Below are 17654 nucleotides of genomic sequence, written 5' to 3'. Positions count from 1 at the left end.
GCGTTGCACGACATTGCCCCCCACGGCAAATGCGCTTAACATGACAACCCCATCCCCCATCACCGAGGTATTCGTCATGCGCCATTGATGCCGCCGTCTTCATGACGGCCAGTCTCCACCTACCCCCATGAGCAGGGGGAGCTTCTGGCATCGTTGGAATGCATACATGACGAATCCCTATCTCGCGCTGGAAGGCGTGTCTTACGTTCTGCCGGACGGCAGGACGCTTTTCTCCGACATCAGCGAACAATTCGACCAGCGTCCCACTGGCCTGGTCGGGCGCAATGGCGCAGGCAAGACCGTGCTGGCGCGCATGCTGGCCGGCCAGGTGCAGCCGGCTGCCGGGCGCTGTACGCGCGCTGGCAGCGTGTACTACCTCGCCCAGCAGATATCGCATCCGCCGGGCGCCACGGTCTCGGACCTGGCAGGCGTGCGGGCCATCCTCGCTGCGCTCGAACGCATCGAAGCCGGCAGCAGTGCGCCCGAAGACTTCGATGCCGTGGGCGAGCGCTGGGATATCCGCCTGCGGCTGCAGGACGAACTGGAGCGCAATGGCCTGGGCCATCTCGACGCCACGACGCCTGCCAGCGCGCTCAGTGGTGGCGAAGCGATGCGCGTCACGCTGGCCGGCGCCTTGTTGTCGGATGCCGATTTCCTGATCCTGGACGAGCCCAGCAATCACCTCGACCGGCCGAATCGTCAGGCGCTGGCCGAGCAGTTGCAACGTTGGCCGCGCGGGCTGGTTGTGGTCAGCCATGACCGGCCATTGCTCGGGGCCATGGCGCGCATCGTGGAACTGTCTTCCCTGGGACTGCGCAGCTATGGGGGCAACTACACCTTCTACGCCCAATGCAAGGAGCAGGAGCGGCAGAACGCGATCCAGCAGCTGGAACAGCGCAGGCTCGAACACCGGCGCGAAGCGCAATCCCTGCGCGAGCAACGCGAGCGCCTGGAGCGGCGCCAGGCCCGCGGCAACCGGCATGGACAGGACGCCAACCAGGCCAAGATCCTGCTGGGCCGTCAGAAAGAACGCAGCGAAGGTTCGGCCGGCAAGCTGCGCCAGCAGCATGCCGCGGCGCTGGCGCAAAGCGCCGAGCGTGTGCGCGAGGCCGCGCATCGGGTCGAACACGATCTGGCCATCGTGATGCACGCGCTGCCCGTTGCCCTGACTTCGCAAAAACGTGTCGCGGAACTGGAGGCGGTGGCACTGCCGTTTGTCCGGACTGCCACGCGACACATCCGCCTCACTTTGACGGGACAGCAGCGCGTCGGCGTAGTCGGCCCCAACGGCTGCGGCAAGTCGACCTTGCTCAAGGTGCTCGCCCGCCGGCTTCAGCCTTTGGCCGGGACATGCAAGATGTCGGTGGAAGGCATCTATCTGGACCAGCAGTTGGCGAGCCTGGACCCGCGCCGGACCGTGCTGGAGCAGATGCTGGCGGCCAACGGCACGGCTTCCGAAGGCGATCTGCGCATGCGCCTCGCGCACCTTGGCCTGGATCAACGGAAGATTGGAGCGCCTGTCGGCGCGCTCAGCGGCGGCGAGCGTCTCAAGGCAGCGCTGGCATGCGTGCTGTATGCCGACCCATCGCCGCAGCTGCTATTGCTGGACGAACCCAGCAACCACCTGGACCTGCCCTCCGTACAGGCGCTGGAAGCCATGTTGCGCGGCTACCAGGGCGCGCTGATGGTGGTGTCCCACGACGATGCATTCATGGACGGTCTCGGCTTGACGGATCGGCTGGTGGCGACTGGACAAGGGTGGCGGATCGAGCCGTGGTGATGCGCCAATGCGCTGGCCGGGCCTGCCGGGACCCAATAGAATCTGCCACTGCGCTTCCGCCTCAATGCTGACAGAACGAAAGGAATCACGATGATCACCGGCCACGTCTTCATTGCCACCAGCCTTGACGGCTTTATCGCCCGGCCCGATGGCGACATCGGCTGGCTTCTGGAGCGGGATGACCCCGCCGAAGACCATGGCTACACCGACTTCATCGCCGACAAGGATGCGATCCTGATGGGCCGGGGCAGCTACGAGAAAATCGTCACGATGGGCGAATGGGCTTACGACCGTCCGGTGGTGGTGCTGTCGCGGCAACTGGCCGGCAAGCCGGTGCCCGAGACGTTGCAGGACAAGGTGCGATTCTGGGATGCCACGCCCGGAGACGCGCTGGCGCAGCTGGAGGCGGAAGGCGCCCAACGCGTCTATGTCGACGGCGGCCAGCTGGTCCAGTCGTTCCTTCGCGCAGGATTGATCGCCGACATGGTGGTCACCACGGTGCCGGTGTTGATCGGGGCGGGCAGGCCATTGTTCGGGGCGCTGCCGCGCGACGTGAGTCTGGTGCTTGAATCCAGCCGTCACTTCCCGTCCGGGCTGGTGCAATCGTGCTACCGGGTGCTGCGCTGATCGGTGTCTGGCCGGTATGGGGGGTTGTGTCCGAGGCCGGCTCACAGCCGCACTCGCCCCCGGCGTTCTGCGGCGCAATCAGACCTGCCTGGACGGCTCCACGCTGGCTCTTTGCAGCCACAGCAGCGCGGCAACCGCAACAACGACAGGCGGCAGGATCAGCGAGCTCACCATCGCCCAGCCAAAGGCAGCCAGCAGGCTGCCTGAAACAAACGACCCCACCACCATGGCCCCGAACACGACGAAGTCGTTCAGCGACTGGACACGCGGCCCTTCCTCCGGGCGATGGCAGGTCAGCACCATGGCGGATGCGCCCAGGAAGCCGAAATTCCAGCCAATCCCAAGCAGGATCAGCGCGATCCAGAAATGATGGACGGCCATGCCGCTGAGGCCTGCCAGCGCCGCCATGCCGGTCAGCGCCAGGCCCGCCAGCACGATCGCCGGCGCGCCGTAACGGGCGATCAGGCGCCCCGTGAAAAAGCTCGGCGCGTACATCGCGATCACGTGCATCTCGATACCGTAGTTCGAATAGAGCCGGGGTATGCCGCACAGCTCCATCGCCAGCGGCGCGGACGTCATCATGAAGTTCATCATCATGTAGCTGACCACGCCGCACAGCATGGCAACCAGCAACTGCGGCTGCCGCAAGATCTCGCGCACCGGCCGGCCACTGCCGCTATGCGGCCCCGCCGTGCGTACCTCGAACCGGACGCCGCGCAGCACGATGGCCGCCAGGACCGCGACCGCGGCAGAGGCCAGGTAGGTCACGGCATACGCGTGGGGCGGCCACAGGTTCATGGTGGCGGACACCAGTTGCGGCCCCACTACCCCGGCCGCAACGCCGCCGGCCAGTACCAACGACAACGCTCGCGGCCGTTCTTCCGGCCCGACGCATTCCGCGGCGGCGAACCGGAACGTCAGCACCACCGCCGCATAGGCGCCGCCGAACAGCATGGCGAAGCAGAACAGCGCGAAGGACCGGTTGACAAGCGCCAGCGCGGCCAGCAGGCCGACCAGCACACCGCAAACGTTGCCGGCGAGAAACGCGGCGGGCCGGCCGAACCGCCGCGCCAGCATCCCGACGGGCAGCGTGGACAGCGCCATGCCAACCACGAACAGCGAAATCGGCAGCGTGGCGAGTTCCGGGCGCGGCGAGAGCATGTTGCCGATGATGGCGCCGGTCGCGTACACGACGGTGGAGTTGGCACCGGAGAGAGCCTGGGCGATGGCAAGCCGGGCGACGGAGGCGTTGAACGTCATGGATGCATTGGCGAGGAAATTGAATTTTGCAGGGCGTCATCGACATAGGCGAAACGCGCTGCGCAGGGGGACGTTGACGGCGCCGCCGGCGTGCATGCCGTGTCAGGCATCCTCCGCCGCCATGGTCAGCACCATCCTGAACTTGACGTCCCCGCGCTTCAGGCGCTGATAGGCCTCGTTGGCGCGTGCCAGCGGCATCGACTCGAAGCGCGGACGCGCGTCCACCAGGACACTGAACGCGAGCGCCGCCTCGCTCTGGTGTGGCGTGCCGGTAATTGACCCGACGACTTCGCGCTCGCCAACGACCAAATGCCCGGCCTGCACGGCAAGTGGTTCGCGAGTGCCGCCAAGCATGACGAGGCGGCCTTGGGGCGCCAATGCGGGGATCAACGCGGAAACGGCCTGCGCGTTGCCGATCGTCGAGACCACGGCCTGCGCGCCACCCAGCGTCTGCAACGCCTGCGCGGCATCGACGGCATCGGTGTCCAGGTAGACATGTGCGCCGAGTTCGGCCACGTCGGCGGCGATATCGCTTCCCCGTCCCACTGCGACCACCTTGAACCCCATTCGCTTCGCGTACTGTATGGCCATGTGGCCGAGCCCGCCGATGCCGAGGATCGCGACCATATCGCCTGCCCGGGCGCCGGACTTGCGCAGCGCGTTAAACGTGGCGATTCCCGCGCAAAGCAGGGGGGCCGCTTCCTCGGAACCCAGTTCATCGGGAATGGCGACAAGACCAGTCGCGCGCGCACGGACAATCTCGGCATAGCCGCCATCGCAGGTCGCGCCCACGACCGGCTGGTCTTCGCACAGCTGGAACTGGCCTCGCCGACACTGTTTGCACGCATTGCAGTGTCCGCCCAGGCGCCCGATCCCTACCCGCATGCCGATCCGCCACATCGCGGGCGTACTAGCGCCCGTCGCGATGATCCGCCCCACGATCTCGTGTCCGGGCACGCGCGGCGGTTGTGGCGCGGCATTGGCCTGCTCGATATCGCCGATGTCGGCGCCGCACATGCCGCAAGCCTCGACCTGGATCAGGACTTCGCCCGCCTCCGGCAAGGGGGTGGTGCGCTCCACCAGTTCCAGCATTCCAGGACGGGCGATCTGCATCGCGCGATAAGTCGGTTTCATCTCACAGGCCCTCGGCTTTTGACAACGATCGGTTGATGCGAATCAGGTCTTGCGTTCCCTTGCCAGCGGCGTCGACTGCCCCGGCGAGATAGCCGGGGAAGCGCTGCGACCACTCGCTGGCTATGCCGGTAATGCGGCCTTGCCAGGGCCCCGACGACGCCGTGGCGGCCGGGGCCAAGGCATGGTGATGCTGGCCGCCTTCAAGATCCAGCGCCGTCGCGGTCAGGTCATCGGCAGCCCAGTCCTTGATAAAGTCCGCGACGGGCTGTCCCGCGCGCGGACCGAACAGGCGGGCAAGCTGCGCTCGGCAGTGGGTGCGCAGCACGTCTTCCGGAACGGAGCGCCTGACACTGGCCGGCACGCCAAAGAATCCAAACAGCGCGGCGCTGCCGCCGGGCATGGATGCATCGTGGATCTCGCCCATCGGCCCCACCGCGCTCCGGGCTTCGCCGGAGAGCCCCTGCTCGCGCCAGAACGGACTGTCATAGACCGCGACATACTTGGCGTGCGAGGCCATCCAGGTCGGCGTAGCGCGCCATTGCCGCGCCAGACGCTCCGGTAGTGCCGGGGTGAACGCGATGGTTGCCTCGGCCAGGCGTGGCGGCAGCGCCAGCAAGACATGTTCCGCGGCCATCGTCATTGCCTCTCCGGCGTCATCGGTGCAATCCAGCGCGACGCCGGCACCGGTGAGACGCAGCTGGCGTACCGTCCGGCCTGTGAGAATCCGCGACGGCTCAAGACGCTGGCGCAAGGCATGAATCAGCGCACCCATGCCGCCCGCGAGTCGGATCGAAGCCGGCGAACTGGCGAATCCCCGCAGCCGCATGGGGGCTACGCCCACGCTGCGCTCGGACAGCATGTCCCCGGCCTCATGCTGAGGGAATCGCGCGATGCCAAGCTCGGCCACCAGGCGATCCAGTTCACGCTGGAAAGCCGGCCAGAACCAGGTGGGACCGAGATCTACGCGGTCCCCTGCGTAATCGTCCGCTTCGGGCACGGCGTGACCCCGTGACAGGCCCGACAGGATCCGTCCACCGGGAACGGAACGCGCTTCAATGATGACGTAGTCGTCGATACCGGATTGCCTGAGCAGCGTGGCCGCGTACAGCCCGCTTAAGCCAGCGCCAACGATGGCGATCTTCGTGCTGTGCATGGCTTATGCCTCGCCCCCTGCGGCCGGTCCATGAGTCCTGATATATAGCGTCGTTCCTGGAACGCCGGCCTGGATCTCCGCGTGATCGCCCTCGGGAAATCGCATCCAGCTTCCCGCCGCATAGCCATGGCCATCCACGCGGAGTTCGCCGTGAACCACCAACAGTTCCGCAGGGTATCCGTGCGGCAAGGACACGCCACCATCCAGGCGCAGCAGGGCGACATGCTCGGCCGTGTCCGCATACAGCGAGCAGACCGCACCGCCGTCAAATTCCCGCCAGTGCATGGCGTCGTTGGTATCGATACGCACGCTTTGCTGCTCGCTCGCCAGCATGTACCGCAACTTCACGAAAATGACGGCGCCGCCCGCGCTTGAGGGCCGGTGCGACGATCCTGGCGGATTGCGCAGATACCAGCCCGCCGGGTAGTGCGCGTCCGCCTCGGAGAAGACGCCTGACAGCACCAGGACTTCTTCACCGGCCGGATGCGAATGAGGCGGGAAAAGGGAAGCGGGAGCGTATCGGACAATACTGGTTGCCCGCGCCTGCTCGGCGCCAAAGCGCTCCAGCATCATCCGCTCGACGCCCGGTTGTGGCGAGGCGACCCAACGGTAATCGTCGGGCACGACCACGGCGCGGCGGGAGAGGTCGGCATTCACGTACATGGGTGGGGGAGCGGGGGCTCACGTTCTGCATGCAGGGAAGGCCGTGCAAGGTGCAAAGACGGTGTCGAGTCGACAGCGGATTATCGTTGTGGATACAGCGATTGTTGGTGCTTTCGGCGAAGCCGACAACCGAGATAATCTGCGCGACGATAAAGAAAAACTTTAGCGTGTCCGGGGCACTCTCGCCGCTGCGACCTTGACCCATAAGTACCGACCCCGCGGGCTTTGTATCGTCGGATGCATGGTTCTATCGAGGCCACGTTCCCGCTTCACTCAAGCTCAGTGATAGCTTCGCGGCTTTTCGCAAGCTCTCTCAAACGGTACTTCTGAATCTTTCCAGTATCGGTCTTCGGCAATGGGCCATATACGACCCTCACCGGGCATTTGTAATGGGCCAACCGATCACGACTTCCATCCTGTCGACCGAAGAGCTGGCGTCTCAAACTCAAGCAGCAAGGCCTGAGCATCGCCCGTCGAGGCGCCAATCGCCTCGACGTCCTCCTGCCCGCTAGACGAAGCAGCGCGGTGCCTGGAAGTCGATGACGCCGCGGATAACCTCCCGCATCGCCAGAATCAGCGGCCGCGTGTCATCACGGCGCCATTGCACAGCATAGTGGAGCGGTTCCAACGCGTCGCTGTCCGGCAGGATGCGCAGTGCACCGCGTTCGACGAGAGCATCAGCCCATAGCCTGGGCACAAAGCCGAAACCGAGCCCTTCAACAACCATGCCGACAACCGCTCCCCAGCTATTGCACATCAGACGCCGGCCGACCATCAGCCCACGGAGCGCCAGCCATTGGTCAAGCACCCGCGTTCCGCCCGCACCGACCGGCAGCGTCAGCAACGTCTGTTCGCTCATGAGGACCTGTGGGTCGTCGGTGCCGGCCAACTCGAGGAAAGACTGGCTGGCGACCCACGCAAAATCCACTTGACCTATCCGCTCAGCCGCCAAGCTGCTGCGGGTAGAGGGTCCGGCCAAAACCCCGATGTCCAGTTCTCCATCATGCAGGCGCTGCTCCAGTACCTGGCCGATATTGACATGAGGCTCCAGCAGCAGGCCAGGATGGCGTGACGACACTTCGCGCACCAGCTTGGGCAGCCAGGTCAGCCCGCTGAGTTCTCCCAGCCCGATACGGCATCGTCCAATCAGACCATGACGTTGCCCCGCCGATTGCTGCAGTTCCGCAGCGGCATGCAGCATCGCGTGAATCTGCGGCAGCATCTGCTCGCCCTGAGCCGTCAGCTCGGCGCTCCTCCCACTGCGGTCAAACAACGCAACGCCCAGCGATGCTTCCAGTTCGGCAATCCGTTTGGACAGCGACGACACGGACAGGTGGACGCGCTCCGCCGCCACGGTGAAGTTGACGCACGTTGCCGCCCAATAGAAAGCCTCGAGTTGCTTGAGAGTCATGTCGCCCCCAATTGGTGAATGACCGACGTTTTCCAGAAAGCGAAATTATATCTTCGTTATTTTTCGCTTTTGTCGGTGAGCGCGGGTTGCTAGATTTGCTTCACTCCTCCGGCCATTACTCCTATGTCAGCCGCTCCTATCGACGACACCGCCCAGACCGCTGCACTCCAATCCGGTGATAGGAAGAAGGAGAAAGCGCCCGTTACGGCACAAAGCGAAAGACAGGCGACTTGGCTCAAACAGCGAGTGCTGTCGCTGAAGGACTTCGAGCCGCTGGCGCGCAAACGGCTGCCCAAGTCGCTCTATGCCTACGTGAGCGGTGCAGTCGAGGACAACATCACCCTGGCGCAGAACCGACAGTCGTTTGAAAACCTGGCACTGCGGCCCCGGGTGCTGGTTGGCGTCTCGTCGCGCGACCTGAGCTTCAGCCTGTTCGGCCGCAAGTACGCTGCGCCATTTGGCCTGGCACCGATGGGCATCTCCGCCCTGTTCGCATACCGCGGAGATGTCGTGATGGCACAGGCAGCCAGCCAGGCGTCCGTACCGGCCATCATGAGTGGCTCGTCCCTTATTCGCCTTGAAGAAGTCATGGAAGCGGCCCCCGGCACCTGGTTCCAGGCCTACCTTCCAGGAAACATGAGCCAAATCGAAGCGCTGCTGGCGCGCGTCGAAGCGGCCAAGGTCGAGACGCTCGTCATCACCGTGGACACGCCCGTCGCTGGCAATCGCGAGAACAACATCCGCGCCGGGTTTTCCACGCCGCTGCGCCCGAGCGCCGTCCTTGCCTGGCAAGGCATCACGCGTCCCCGCTGGCTGCTTGGCACCTTTGCTCGCACCCTGGTACGCCACGGTGTACCGCACTTCGAGAACGCCTACGCTCACCGCGGCACCCCCATCGTCTCGCGAAATGTGGAGCGATTTCTCGGACCGCGCGCACTTCACTTGGGACCACTTGGCCACCATCCGTCGCCGCTGGAAGGGACAGCTCGTCGTCAAGGGCGTTCTGACGGCGGAAGACGCGCGCCTGGCGCATCAGCATGGCGTCGACGGCATCGTGGTCTCGAACCACGGTGGCCGTCAGCTGGACGGCGTCATTGCAGCAATGCGGGCCTTGCCCGAGGTCGTTGAGGCGGTCCCGCAACTGCCCGTGATGCTCGACAGCGGCATACGCCGCGGCACCGACGTCATCAAGGCGCTGGCCTTGGGTGCCCGCTGCGTCTTCATCGGCCGGCCGTTCGCCTACGCAGCAGCAGTGGGCTCCCGCCAGGGAGTCGCACACGGCATCAACCTGATGCAAGCCGAAATTTCTCGAGACCTGGCCATGCTGGGCATCACCCGCACGCAAGATGTGAATGCGCAGTGTATTTACCACCCACCGCCGCATTGAGTTCCAACCTTCACCGCATCCCACCAGAAACCTCACGGTCGATACAGGAGACAAAACAATGACCTCGCCGCACGGCTTTCGCATTCATCCGCGTCCCGCCCACCTCGTCAGCACGTCGCTGATGGAGCGGTATCGCAGGTTCCCGGTCGCCAATGTCAGCGATGCCATGAGCCGCACGACGGGAACCAGTCAGCTGCGGGCATTCCACCGTCGCGAAGGCAACCTGATCGGACGGGCACTGACTGTCCGCACGCGTCCCGGTGACAATCTCATGGTTCACAAGGCCATCGACCTCTCGGGGCCCGGTGATGTCATCGTGGTCGACGCCGGCGGCATTGGACCCAATGCCATCATCGGAGAAATCATGCTGGCACTCGCCATTGCGCGCGGCGCCGCCGGCTTCGTCATCGACGGCCTGATTCGCGACAGCGACACGATTGGCAAGGAGCCCCTGCCTGTCTACGCCCGGGGTGTTTCGCACCGTGGCCCGTACAAGGATGGCCCGGGAGAACTGCACGTGCCGGTCTCCATCGACGGCATGGTGGTTCGGCCCGGCGACCTGATTATTGGCGATGGTGATGGCCTGCTGGTCGTTCCCGCCGAGGAAGCTGAAGCGATTGCGGTCCGCGTGGAAGACGTGCAGCGCATGGAAGCCGGCGTTCTGGAATCGATTGCACAAGGTCGTGCGGACCGTACCTGGGTGGACCGCTCGCTAACCGACAAGGGGATACTGTGAGCCCGGCCCTTCCCGCGAAGCGCCAGGTCGTCCGATTCGACTACTGGCTGGACCCCGCTTTCAACCGCATTGTGGGCGAAGCATCGGATGTCGCCTTGCACACATGCCAGCGCGAAGGTGCAGACGAGGAAGCATGGGCACGCCTCTCCGAAGCCCACGTGTATCAGATTACGGCCGCCAAGGATGAACTGCCCCGACGCTGGTTCGTGACGGCAGAGTTGCTCGCGCGTTGCCCGAATCTTCTGGCCGTGTCATCGAGCGGCTCCGGTTGCGACACGATTGATATCGATGCCTGCACGGCCGCGAGCGTAGCCGTGATGAACCAGGCCGGCGGGAACGCCGATTCCGTGGCGGAAATGGCGGTCGGGCTGATGCTCTCTGTGATGCGACGCATTCCTGAGTCAGACCGCTGCATGAAGACACATACCACCGGAAGCCGCGAAGACCTGATGGGCCACGAACTTCGCGGACGCACTCTGGGCGTGGTAGGCGTCGGGCATGCCGGGAGCCGAACTGCGGCGCTGGGATGCGCCTTCGGTATGCGCGTGATTGGCTATGACCCGTATCTCGATAGCGCAGAGATGGCAAAGCGCGGCGCCGAACATGTCTCGTTCGACGAATTGCTGCGCACGTCCGATATCGTATCGCTGCACTGCCCGCGCGATGCCAGCACGCTTGAGATGATGAACGCTGCGGCCTTCTCGGCCATGCGTCCTGGCAGCACTTCGTCAGCACTGCACGAGGCGGTATCCACGATGAGGCAGCCCTGTACGAGGCGTTGACGAGCGGACACCTTGCTGGGGCCGGCCTGGACGTCTGGGACCAGGAGCCGCCGCCGCCAGGCCATCCGCTTCTGACGCTCGACAACGTCGTCGCGACGTTCCATACAGCTGGCGTGACACATGACGCCCGTCGCAGGAACGCAACGCTCGCCGCAACACAAATCCTGGAATTGCTCTCTACGGGGAAGAAGCCCGAACGCCTGGTGAACCCCGAGGTCTGGCCCAGGATGCGCCAACGGATGGAGGCAGCCTTGCGGGTAGCCGCGAGTTGAACACGCACGCACGTAATCATCACAACAATACGCCGGCCACATAAGGGGTCGGTGAGGAGACAAAGCCATGCACAGCAATCCCGACTTCCGTCGTCGGCGTCTATCCCTTTGCCTTGCCGCGTGTTCGCTCGTCGGTATGGTTGGCGCTCTGGCACCAGCCTCAGCCCAGGCGCAAGCCGCAGCTTGGCCGAATCGACCCATCGAGATGATTGTGGCGTACGCACCGGGTGGCGGCACCGACCTGGTTGCCCGGCTGCTCGCACGCCATCTGGAAAAGGAACTGGGCACCACCATCGTCGTGCAGAACAAGCCCGGTGCCGGGGGCGCCATTGGTTTCGCCGAGCTGGCACGCGCCACGCCGGACGGCTACACCATCGGCTTCATCAACACGCCGAACCTGCTGACGATTCCGGTTGAACGCAAGACGACGTTCACCTGGAGGAGCTACGACCTCATCGGCAACCTGGTGGACGACCCGGGTGCATTCACCGTCAACCAATCCAGCAGCATCGATTCCCTGGCTACGCTCGTGAAGTACGCCAAGGCAAACCCGGGCGCCGTCACCGTCGGTACCACGGGTGTTGGCTCGGACGACCATCTTGCGATGCTGCTGTTCGAGAAGGCAGCGGGCGTAAAGATGACCCACGTGGGCTACAAGGGCGCGGGCGAAGTCCGTGGCGCGCTGGCTGGTCAGCAGATTACGATTGGCGCCATCAACGTCGGCGAAGCCCTGGCCTACCAGAAGGGCGGCACGCCGCTTAAGTTCCTGGGACAGATGGGCCTGTCGCGCGCGGTACTGGCGCCCAACGTCCCGACGTTCCGCGAGCAGGGCTACAACATCGAGCTCGCATCCTTGCGGGGCCTGGCCGCGCCCAAGGGCCTGCCGGAGCCAGTCAAGAAGAAGCTTGTCGATGCGATGGCCAAGGTGGCCGCGGACCCGCAGTTCAAGCAGCAAGCTGATGCCATCTTTGCGCCGCTGCGCTACCTGGCCCCACCCGCCTACGCCGCCGAGCTCGAACGCGCCGAAGCAGGCTTCCGCCAACTGTGGAAGGAGATGCCGTGGCAAGAAAAGTGAGCCGGCTTCTGCGTATTGCGACCGGCACCGCAGCGCTGGTAGGCTGGTCTTCATAGACGCCTCCCACTTCTGCAAACCGATTCGACTCGCCTGAGGTCGTCCTACGAGGCCGATGGCGCAGTAGCATAGCAAACCGGCTTCCCGGCATTGCGGGGAATGGGGGCTGGACTGGAGGGGCTTGTCATGCCCCGTCGTCCGCCCCAGCCGCGGCCGCCTGCCCGGCGGTGTCGAGGAGCTCCCGCAACCGACGGCCTGAGGCGGCGGCGCCAAAAATGCCGCAGCTAAGGCGCATTCTGCGCTAGCCAGAAGGCGACGTCCGACTGGCGCCAGCGAATCGGAAAGTTGGGGCCAAGATGAGCGGGCGTTGGCAGTGTCTGCGGCTTTCTTATGACGCGGCGAAGAATGGTGGCAGGCGTGACCTTGAAGATGATGGCGAGGTCATGGGCGTCAAGGTATGTGGGCAGTGGAAGCATGCCCGGTATAGCGAACCACTCTGCAATTGCGGCCAAGTTGGAACCGCCTGTCGCTGCCCCATCCTGCCGCGCACTTGAGCAGCACCGCCAGTTTAAAACCAACTCTCTTTACAGCTCAGCTATCGTTAAATTCTGGGCTGAAACCATAAGGAAGAGTTAGCATTCACTGGCCATTTTATTTGGGGCCTCGATACCCATTGCGGGGCAGTCAAGTGCAACGAGACCGGTGACAAAAATATAGCTGCAAGCCTTGCGGGACAATGACTGCAGCCAAATTTCGATACACAAAACGGCTATCTATTTGTGCGTTCTGCGGCTAAGTGTTTTTCGTTGCCACAGGCTTCCAGTGCTTCCGGCCCTTCCGCTTACAAATACTTAAACAGATTCATCCCCTGAATCTGCATAAACGACTGCTGCGCCCCTTGCAGCGCCATTTGCCGCTGATAGTACTCGGTGATCGCCTTGGCATAGTCCAGGTCCTGCAGCCCCGACAGTGTCTGCGAATAGGTCAGGTCGCGGTTGGTACCAACGTCGTCGAGCGCGTCCAGCTCATTCATGCGCGAGCCCACCGATGCGCGCACGGTCAGCACGTTGTCGAGCGAGTTGGAGAACTGGCGCACGGCGGTCGACAGCACGTTGCCCAGGTTGGCGCGGTCGTTCTCGGAGGCGGCGGGCTGGCGCAGCGTGTTGATCACGGTCTGCAGGTTGGCGAACATGTCGGTGCCGGCCTCGCTGGCCGGTTGCATGGTCAGCGTGTCGCCGGCCTTGGGGTTGCCGGTGACGTTGAAGCTGAAGCCGGCGACTTCGATCTGCGCGGGCGACGTGTAGGCTACCGGCCCGGAGACCACCGGCGCGGGGCTCGCACCCGTCGAGGTGTCGGTGATGGTGTATTCCATCTGGCCGCTGGCGTTGGCCGTGAACGACATCTGCAGCGCGTGGCCGAACAGCGGGTTGCTGGGATCGGTGGTCGACACCGTGCCGAAGGTGGCGGTGCCGGTATTGGCGGGGTTGCCCTTGACCACGTACCCGGCGCCGCCGGTCACGCTCAGGAAGACTTCGCGGCCGGTGTTGCCGGCGGGCATCTGGCGCGCCACGTCGACCTGCAGCAGTTGCTGGCCGTTGTCGCCGATGTAGGAACTGGCGCCGGCACTCTGCGTGAACGGTGCGCTGCCCGAGCGGGTGCCGCCGAACAGGAACTGGCCATTGCCGTCGTCGGAGTTGGCCAGGCTCAGCAGCTGGTTGTAGAGGCCTTCCAGCGCGGTCCCCAGCGAGCCGCGGTCGGCGTCGCTCATGGTGCCGTTGCCGGCCTGCACCAGCAGGGTCTGGATGTTCTGCGTGATGGTGGTCACGGACTGCAGCGCGTTCTCTTCCGCGGCCAGCGCGATATTGGCCTGCTTGCGGGACGTGGCGTACTGCCCGTTGACGGCCTGCGCCTGGCTCACGCCCAGCGCGCGGGTGGCGCCGACGGGGTCGTCCGAGGGGGTCAGGATGGAGCGGCCGGTGCCCAGCTGCTGCTGGATATGCATCAGCGAGCCCTGCTGGTAGTTCATCGAAGCCAGGCCTTGCTGGTACAGGGTGGAGCTTGCAACGCGCATATGGGTTACCTCTTCTGACGCTGGTGGGTACGGCGCTTACCTGCCGATGCCGATGATGGTGTCGAACAGCGTGCCCGCGGTCTGGATCACGCGTGCATTGGCCTGGTACAGCTGCTGGAAGCGCAGCATCGACACGGTTTCCTCGTCCATGTTGACGCCGGAGACCGATTGCTGCGCGGTCTTGATCTGCGTGGTGATGCTGTCCTGCGACGCCGAGGCGATCTTGACCGACTTGGCGCGCGTGCCGACGTCGTTGACCAGCTGCGCGTAGGCCTCGCTGAAGCTGGACACGCCGCCGATGGTCTTGGCGTTCTGCAGCTTGGCCAGCACCAGCATGTTGCCGTTGTCCTTGACCGCGCCGGCGTTGCTGCCCAGCGTGAAGCTGTCGCCGGCGGCGGGCGTGCCGCCGAAGCTGAAGGTCAGGCCGTTAAGGGTGAAGTCGGTGTTGCTGCCGTTGGGCACGCCCACCGGCTGCGGCGCCATGGCAACGCCGCCGACCTTGAACACGTAGTTGGTGCCGTCGAACTCGGCGGTGATCTTGCCCGCCGGCAGCGAGAATCCCGGGGCGACCTTGCTGAGCGTCGCCGTGGCGCTGCCCTTGTTGCCAGTCGTCGCCTCGGTGTAGGCCGGCGATGCGGCCGCGATCTTGGCGGGATCGCTGATGGCCATGTCGAAGCCGGTGGCGGCATTGCGGGTGGGCTGTACCGTGAACGAGTCGTTGGTGCCCATCGGACCGTCGATGGCGACGGTGAAGCCGTCGGCGCTGAACTGCAGCGGGTAAGTCGCGCCGCCGGCGGGCACGGGCGTGACCACCTGCTGGTTGTCGGACAGGCGCGTCAGCGTGTAGTTGGTGCCGTCGAAATGCAGCGTGTAGTCGCTGGTAGTCAGCGCCGACGCATTGTCGATGGTCGCGGTTGCCACCGTGGTCTTGACGGTGTTGTTGGCGTTGGGGATGGTGGTGGCGTTGCCCAGCTTGAACATGTCGGTGCCGGGGGCCCCGTTCAGGTCGATGCCGAGCTGGTGCTGTGCATTGAAGCTCGCGCCGATCGCCAGCGACAGGCGGCCGATCGCGCTTTGCGCCGGATCCAGGGTTTCGGTGCGGAACTGCAGCAGGCCGCCCAGCGAGCCGCCGCTGATCGCGCCCGGCTCGCTCTCGATTACCGTGCCGGTGGGCAGCGTGTAGGCCACCACGGTGCGGTTGGGATCGGCCGCCGAGGCGACGGCCTTCAGGTCATAGGCGTCATTGCCCATCACCAGCGGCTGGCCGTTGCCGACGAAGACGTTGTAGGTGCCGCTGTCCTGCACCACCACCTTGGCGCCAACCAGCTTGGTCAGCTCGGCCACGGCCTGGTCACGCTGGTCCAGCAGGTCGTTGGGCGGCTGGCCGCCGGAGGCCGCCTTCAGGCGCGTGATTTCCTGGTTCAGGTTGGCGATCTGGCTGGTGTAGGCGTTGACCTGCGTGACGGCGGTGCCGACCTGTTCGTTGACGCCGGCCTGCAGCTGCTTGAAGTAGTTGCTGGCCGAGCGCACCTGGCCCACCAGCGCCTGGCCGGCCGAGAGCATGCCCTGGCGCGCGGCCGGATCGGCCGGGGTATCGGCCACCGCCTGCACCGCGGCGAAGAACTTCTGCATCAGCGGCGCCAGGCCACCCTTCTGGTCCGCCAGCAGGTTGTCGATCTGGCTGATCTGGTCCGAGTACGCCGCCAGCGAGGCGCTGGTCGAGGTGGCGCCGCGCAGCTGGCCGGTCAGGAACTCGTCATAGACGCGGATCACCGTGGTGGTGTTCGAGCCGAAGCCGTAGAACCCCTGGCTGGTGTACTGGCCGCCGGCGGACGCGACGATGGTGTTCTGGCGCGAATAGCCTTCGGTTGCCGAGTTGGCAAAGTTGTGGCCCGTCGTCGTCAGCGCGTTCTGCGCGGTGTTCAGGCCGGAAAGGCCAATACTGAAGAGAGACATAGTGCTCTGATCCCGGATTTTTTAGGACTGCCGCGGGCTTGGGCCGGCGGTGTGGATGTGGGAGTTATCGGCTGGTTGGGGGTGGGACTTTAGGTGTGGAAGCGAGCTTCACTGGATCTCCCGCTGGTTTGCTCCCCTCTCCCGCGCGCGGGGGAGGGGCCGGGGGAGAGGGCGGGAGTTGGGAGGCCCGAGGCAATGGCACCGCCGCGGGCTTTCTCCCCTCTCCCGCTTGCGGGAGAGGGGAGCCGCACTCCAGCGGCGTAGGCTTCGGCTTGCCCTCCGGCGTCCCCTTACGCCGCCACCTTCTTCATGATCTTCACCAACTTGTGCCCGTACGCCGGATCGGTGGCATAGCCCGCGCGCTGCAGGCCGTGCGCGGCGTCTTCGGCGGTTGCCGCGCTGACCACGCCCGCGTAGCGCGGGTTGCTCGTCAGCAGGCGCGCGTAGTCGGCGCAGGCTTCGTCATACGAGCCGTAGGCGCGGAACTTGGCGCGCACTTTCTGCGGCTGGCCGTCGATGTATTCCGTGGTGGTGATTTCCGCGACGCGGCCCTTCCAGCTGGGGCCGGCCTTGATGCCGAAGACGTTGAATGTGGTGGAGCCGTCCGCATGCGTGATCTCGCGCTGGCCCCAGCCGGATTCCAGCGCGGCCTGGCCGACGATCAGCCGCGCCGGCACGCCGCTGGCGCGGGAAGCGGCTTCGGCGGGTCCGGCGATGCGGGCAACGAACGCGCTTACGTGGGCGGGCGCGTCGTCGGGCAGCCGGCCGAGCCGGTCTTCGCCCTGGCCGCGCTCCGCGTACGATTGCGGCTGGTATTGGCGCAGACCCGCGGTGGGATTCCAGTGCTGGCCCGCGACGGTGGTGCCGATGGCCGGCAGATCCGCCTGTTCGCCCGCGTCGGTGGGCGCGGCGCCGGCGCCGCGGCTGTCGAGCAGCCTGGCCATCTCGGCATCGGCGGCCTTGCCTGCCTCGGCCGGACTCAACGCGTTCATGCCGGACGGCATGGCCGTGCCGGTGGCGCGCGCCAGCTGGCGCACCATTACGTCGGCCAGGCCGATGCCGCGCGACGACATCTGCTGCGCCAGCTGCTGGTCCATCATCGACAGGTAGAGCTTGCTCTGCTCGTTGTCGAACAGGCCGTCCTGCGGCGTGGCGTCGCGCATGCTCTTGAGCACCATCTGCGTGAACACCGCCTCGAACTGCTTGGCGACCGCCTGCAGCGTATTGGCGTCGGCGCCGCCGCGCGCGCTGTGCTTGAGCGCTTCGAAGCCTTGCGTGTCCAGCGCAAAGCGCTGGGTCAGGTCGGCGCCTGGCGGCGGCAGCGCGCCGCCTTGGATGCCGCTGTTCATG

At 65.3% G+C, this 17654-nt stretch carries 12 protein-coding genes and 2 pseudogenes; 6 read left to right on the top strand and 8 right to left on the bottom strand.

What is annotated here, in order from left to right:
- Positions 1-166 precede the first annotated feature (166 nt).
- Together E5S69_RS11835 and E5S69_RS11830 are read left to right on the top strand one after the other, a co-directional pair.
- Entirely contained in the window at positions 167-1780 is a 1614-nt protein-coding gene (locus tag E5S69_RS11835) for an ABC-F family ATP-binding cassette domain-containing protein (protein WP_171514845.1), read from the top strand.
- A 90-nt stretch (positions 1781-1870) separates the two neighbouring features.
- The gene (locus E5S69_RS11830; RefSeq protein WP_171514844.1) at positions 1871-2407 is read left to right on the top strand and encodes a dihydrofolate reductase family protein; all 537 of its coding nucleotides are present in this window, start codon (positions 1871-1873) and stop codon (positions 2405-2407) included.
- Positions 2408-2485: 78 nt separating this feature from the next.
- On the opposite strand, the gene E5S69_RS11825 is transcribed toward E5S69_RS11830, so the two are convergent.
- The 5 genes from E5S69_RS11825 to E5S69_RS11805 all read right to left on the bottom strand — a co-directional run bounded on the left by E5S69_RS11825 (position 2486) and on the right by E5S69_RS11805 (position 8028).
- Entirely contained in the window at positions 2486-3667 is a 1182-nt protein-coding gene (locus tag E5S69_RS11825; RefSeq protein ID WP_171514843.1) for an MFS transporter, read from the bottom strand.
- A 102-nt stretch (positions 3668-3769) separates the two neighbouring features.
- Positions 3770-4801 (bottom strand): zinc-binding dehydrogenase, encoded by a 1032-nt coding sequence (locus E5S69_RS11820; RefSeq protein ID WP_171514842.1) that lies wholly within the window; start codon positions 4799-4801, stop codon positions 3770-3772.
- Position 4802: 1 nt separating this feature from the next.
- Positions 4803-5954, bottom strand: coding sequence for a flavin monoamine oxidase family protein (locus E5S69_RS11815; RefSeq protein WP_171514841.1), 1152 nt, complete (start codon positions 5952-5954; stop codon positions 4803-4805).
- 3 nt (positions 5955-5957) lie between these two features.
- Entirely contained in the window at positions 5958-6617 is a 660-nt protein-coding gene (locus E5S69_RS11810; RefSeq protein ID WP_171514840.1) for a cupin domain-containing protein, read from the bottom strand.
- Between the two features lie 508 nt (positions 6618-7125).
- The gene (locus E5S69_RS11805) at positions 7126-8028 is read right to left on the bottom strand and encodes a LysR family transcriptional regulator (protein WP_171514839.1); all 903 of its coding nucleotides are present in this window, start codon (positions 8026-8028) and stop codon (positions 7126-7128) included.
- A gap of 246 nt (positions 8029-8274) precedes the next feature.
- Between E5S69_RS11805 and E5S69_RS11800 the strand changes: the two are divergent.
- From E5S69_RS11800 to E5S69_RS11785, 4 genes and pseudogenes are all read left to right on the top strand, one after another.
- Positions 8275-9415: pseudogene (locus tag E5S69_RS11800) on the top strand (alpha-hydroxy acid oxidase).
- Between the two features lie 58 nt (positions 9416-9473).
- Entirely contained in the window at positions 9474-10151 is a 678-nt protein-coding gene (locus E5S69_RS11795) for an RraA family protein (RefSeq protein WP_171514838.1), read from the top strand.
- Positions 10148-11205, top strand: a pseudogene (locus E5S69_RS11790) (hydroxyacid dehydrogenase). The gene E5S69_RS11795 and the pseudogene E5S69_RS11790 overlap by 4 nt, the downstream one beginning before the upstream one ends.
- Before the next feature lie 67 nt (positions 11206-11272).
- The gene (locus tag E5S69_RS11785; protein WP_423766622.1) at positions 11273-12280 is read left to right on the top strand and encodes a tripartite tricarboxylate transporter substrate binding protein; all 1008 of its coding nucleotides are present in this window, start codon (positions 11273-11275) and stop codon (positions 12278-12280) included.
- Positions 12281-13118: 838 nt separating this feature from the next.
- Here the strand turns inward: E5S69_RS11785 and flgL are convergent.
- The 3 genes from flgL to flgJ form a co-directional block, all read right to left on the bottom strand.
- Entirely contained in the window at positions 13119-14348 is a 1230-nt protein-coding gene (flgL, locus tag E5S69_RS11780; protein ID WP_171514837.1) for a flagellar hook-associated protein FlgL, read from the bottom strand.
- A 36-nt stretch (positions 14349-14384) separates the two neighbouring features.
- Entirely contained in the window at positions 14385-16304 is a 1920-nt protein-coding gene (gene flgK, locus E5S69_RS11775) for a flagellar hook-associated protein FlgK (RefSeq protein WP_171514836.1), read from the bottom strand.
- Between the two features lie 290 nt (positions 16305-16594).
- Entirely contained in the window at positions 16595-17653 is a 1059-nt protein-coding gene (gene flgJ / locus E5S69_RS11770; RefSeq protein ID WP_171514835.1) for a flagellar assembly peptidoglycan hydrolase FlgJ, read from the bottom strand.
- Position 17654 lies beyond the last annotated feature (1 nt).

This window comes from Cupriavidus necator (genome assembly GCF_013141915.1).
In the GTDB taxonomy this organism is placed as follows: domain Bacteria; phylum Pseudomonadota; class Gammaproteobacteria; order Burkholderiales; family Burkholderiaceae; genus Cupriavidus; species Cupriavidus necator_B.
Note: the sequence above shows the minus strand (reverse complement) of the source record. Positions and strands in the feature narration are given on the sequence as shown.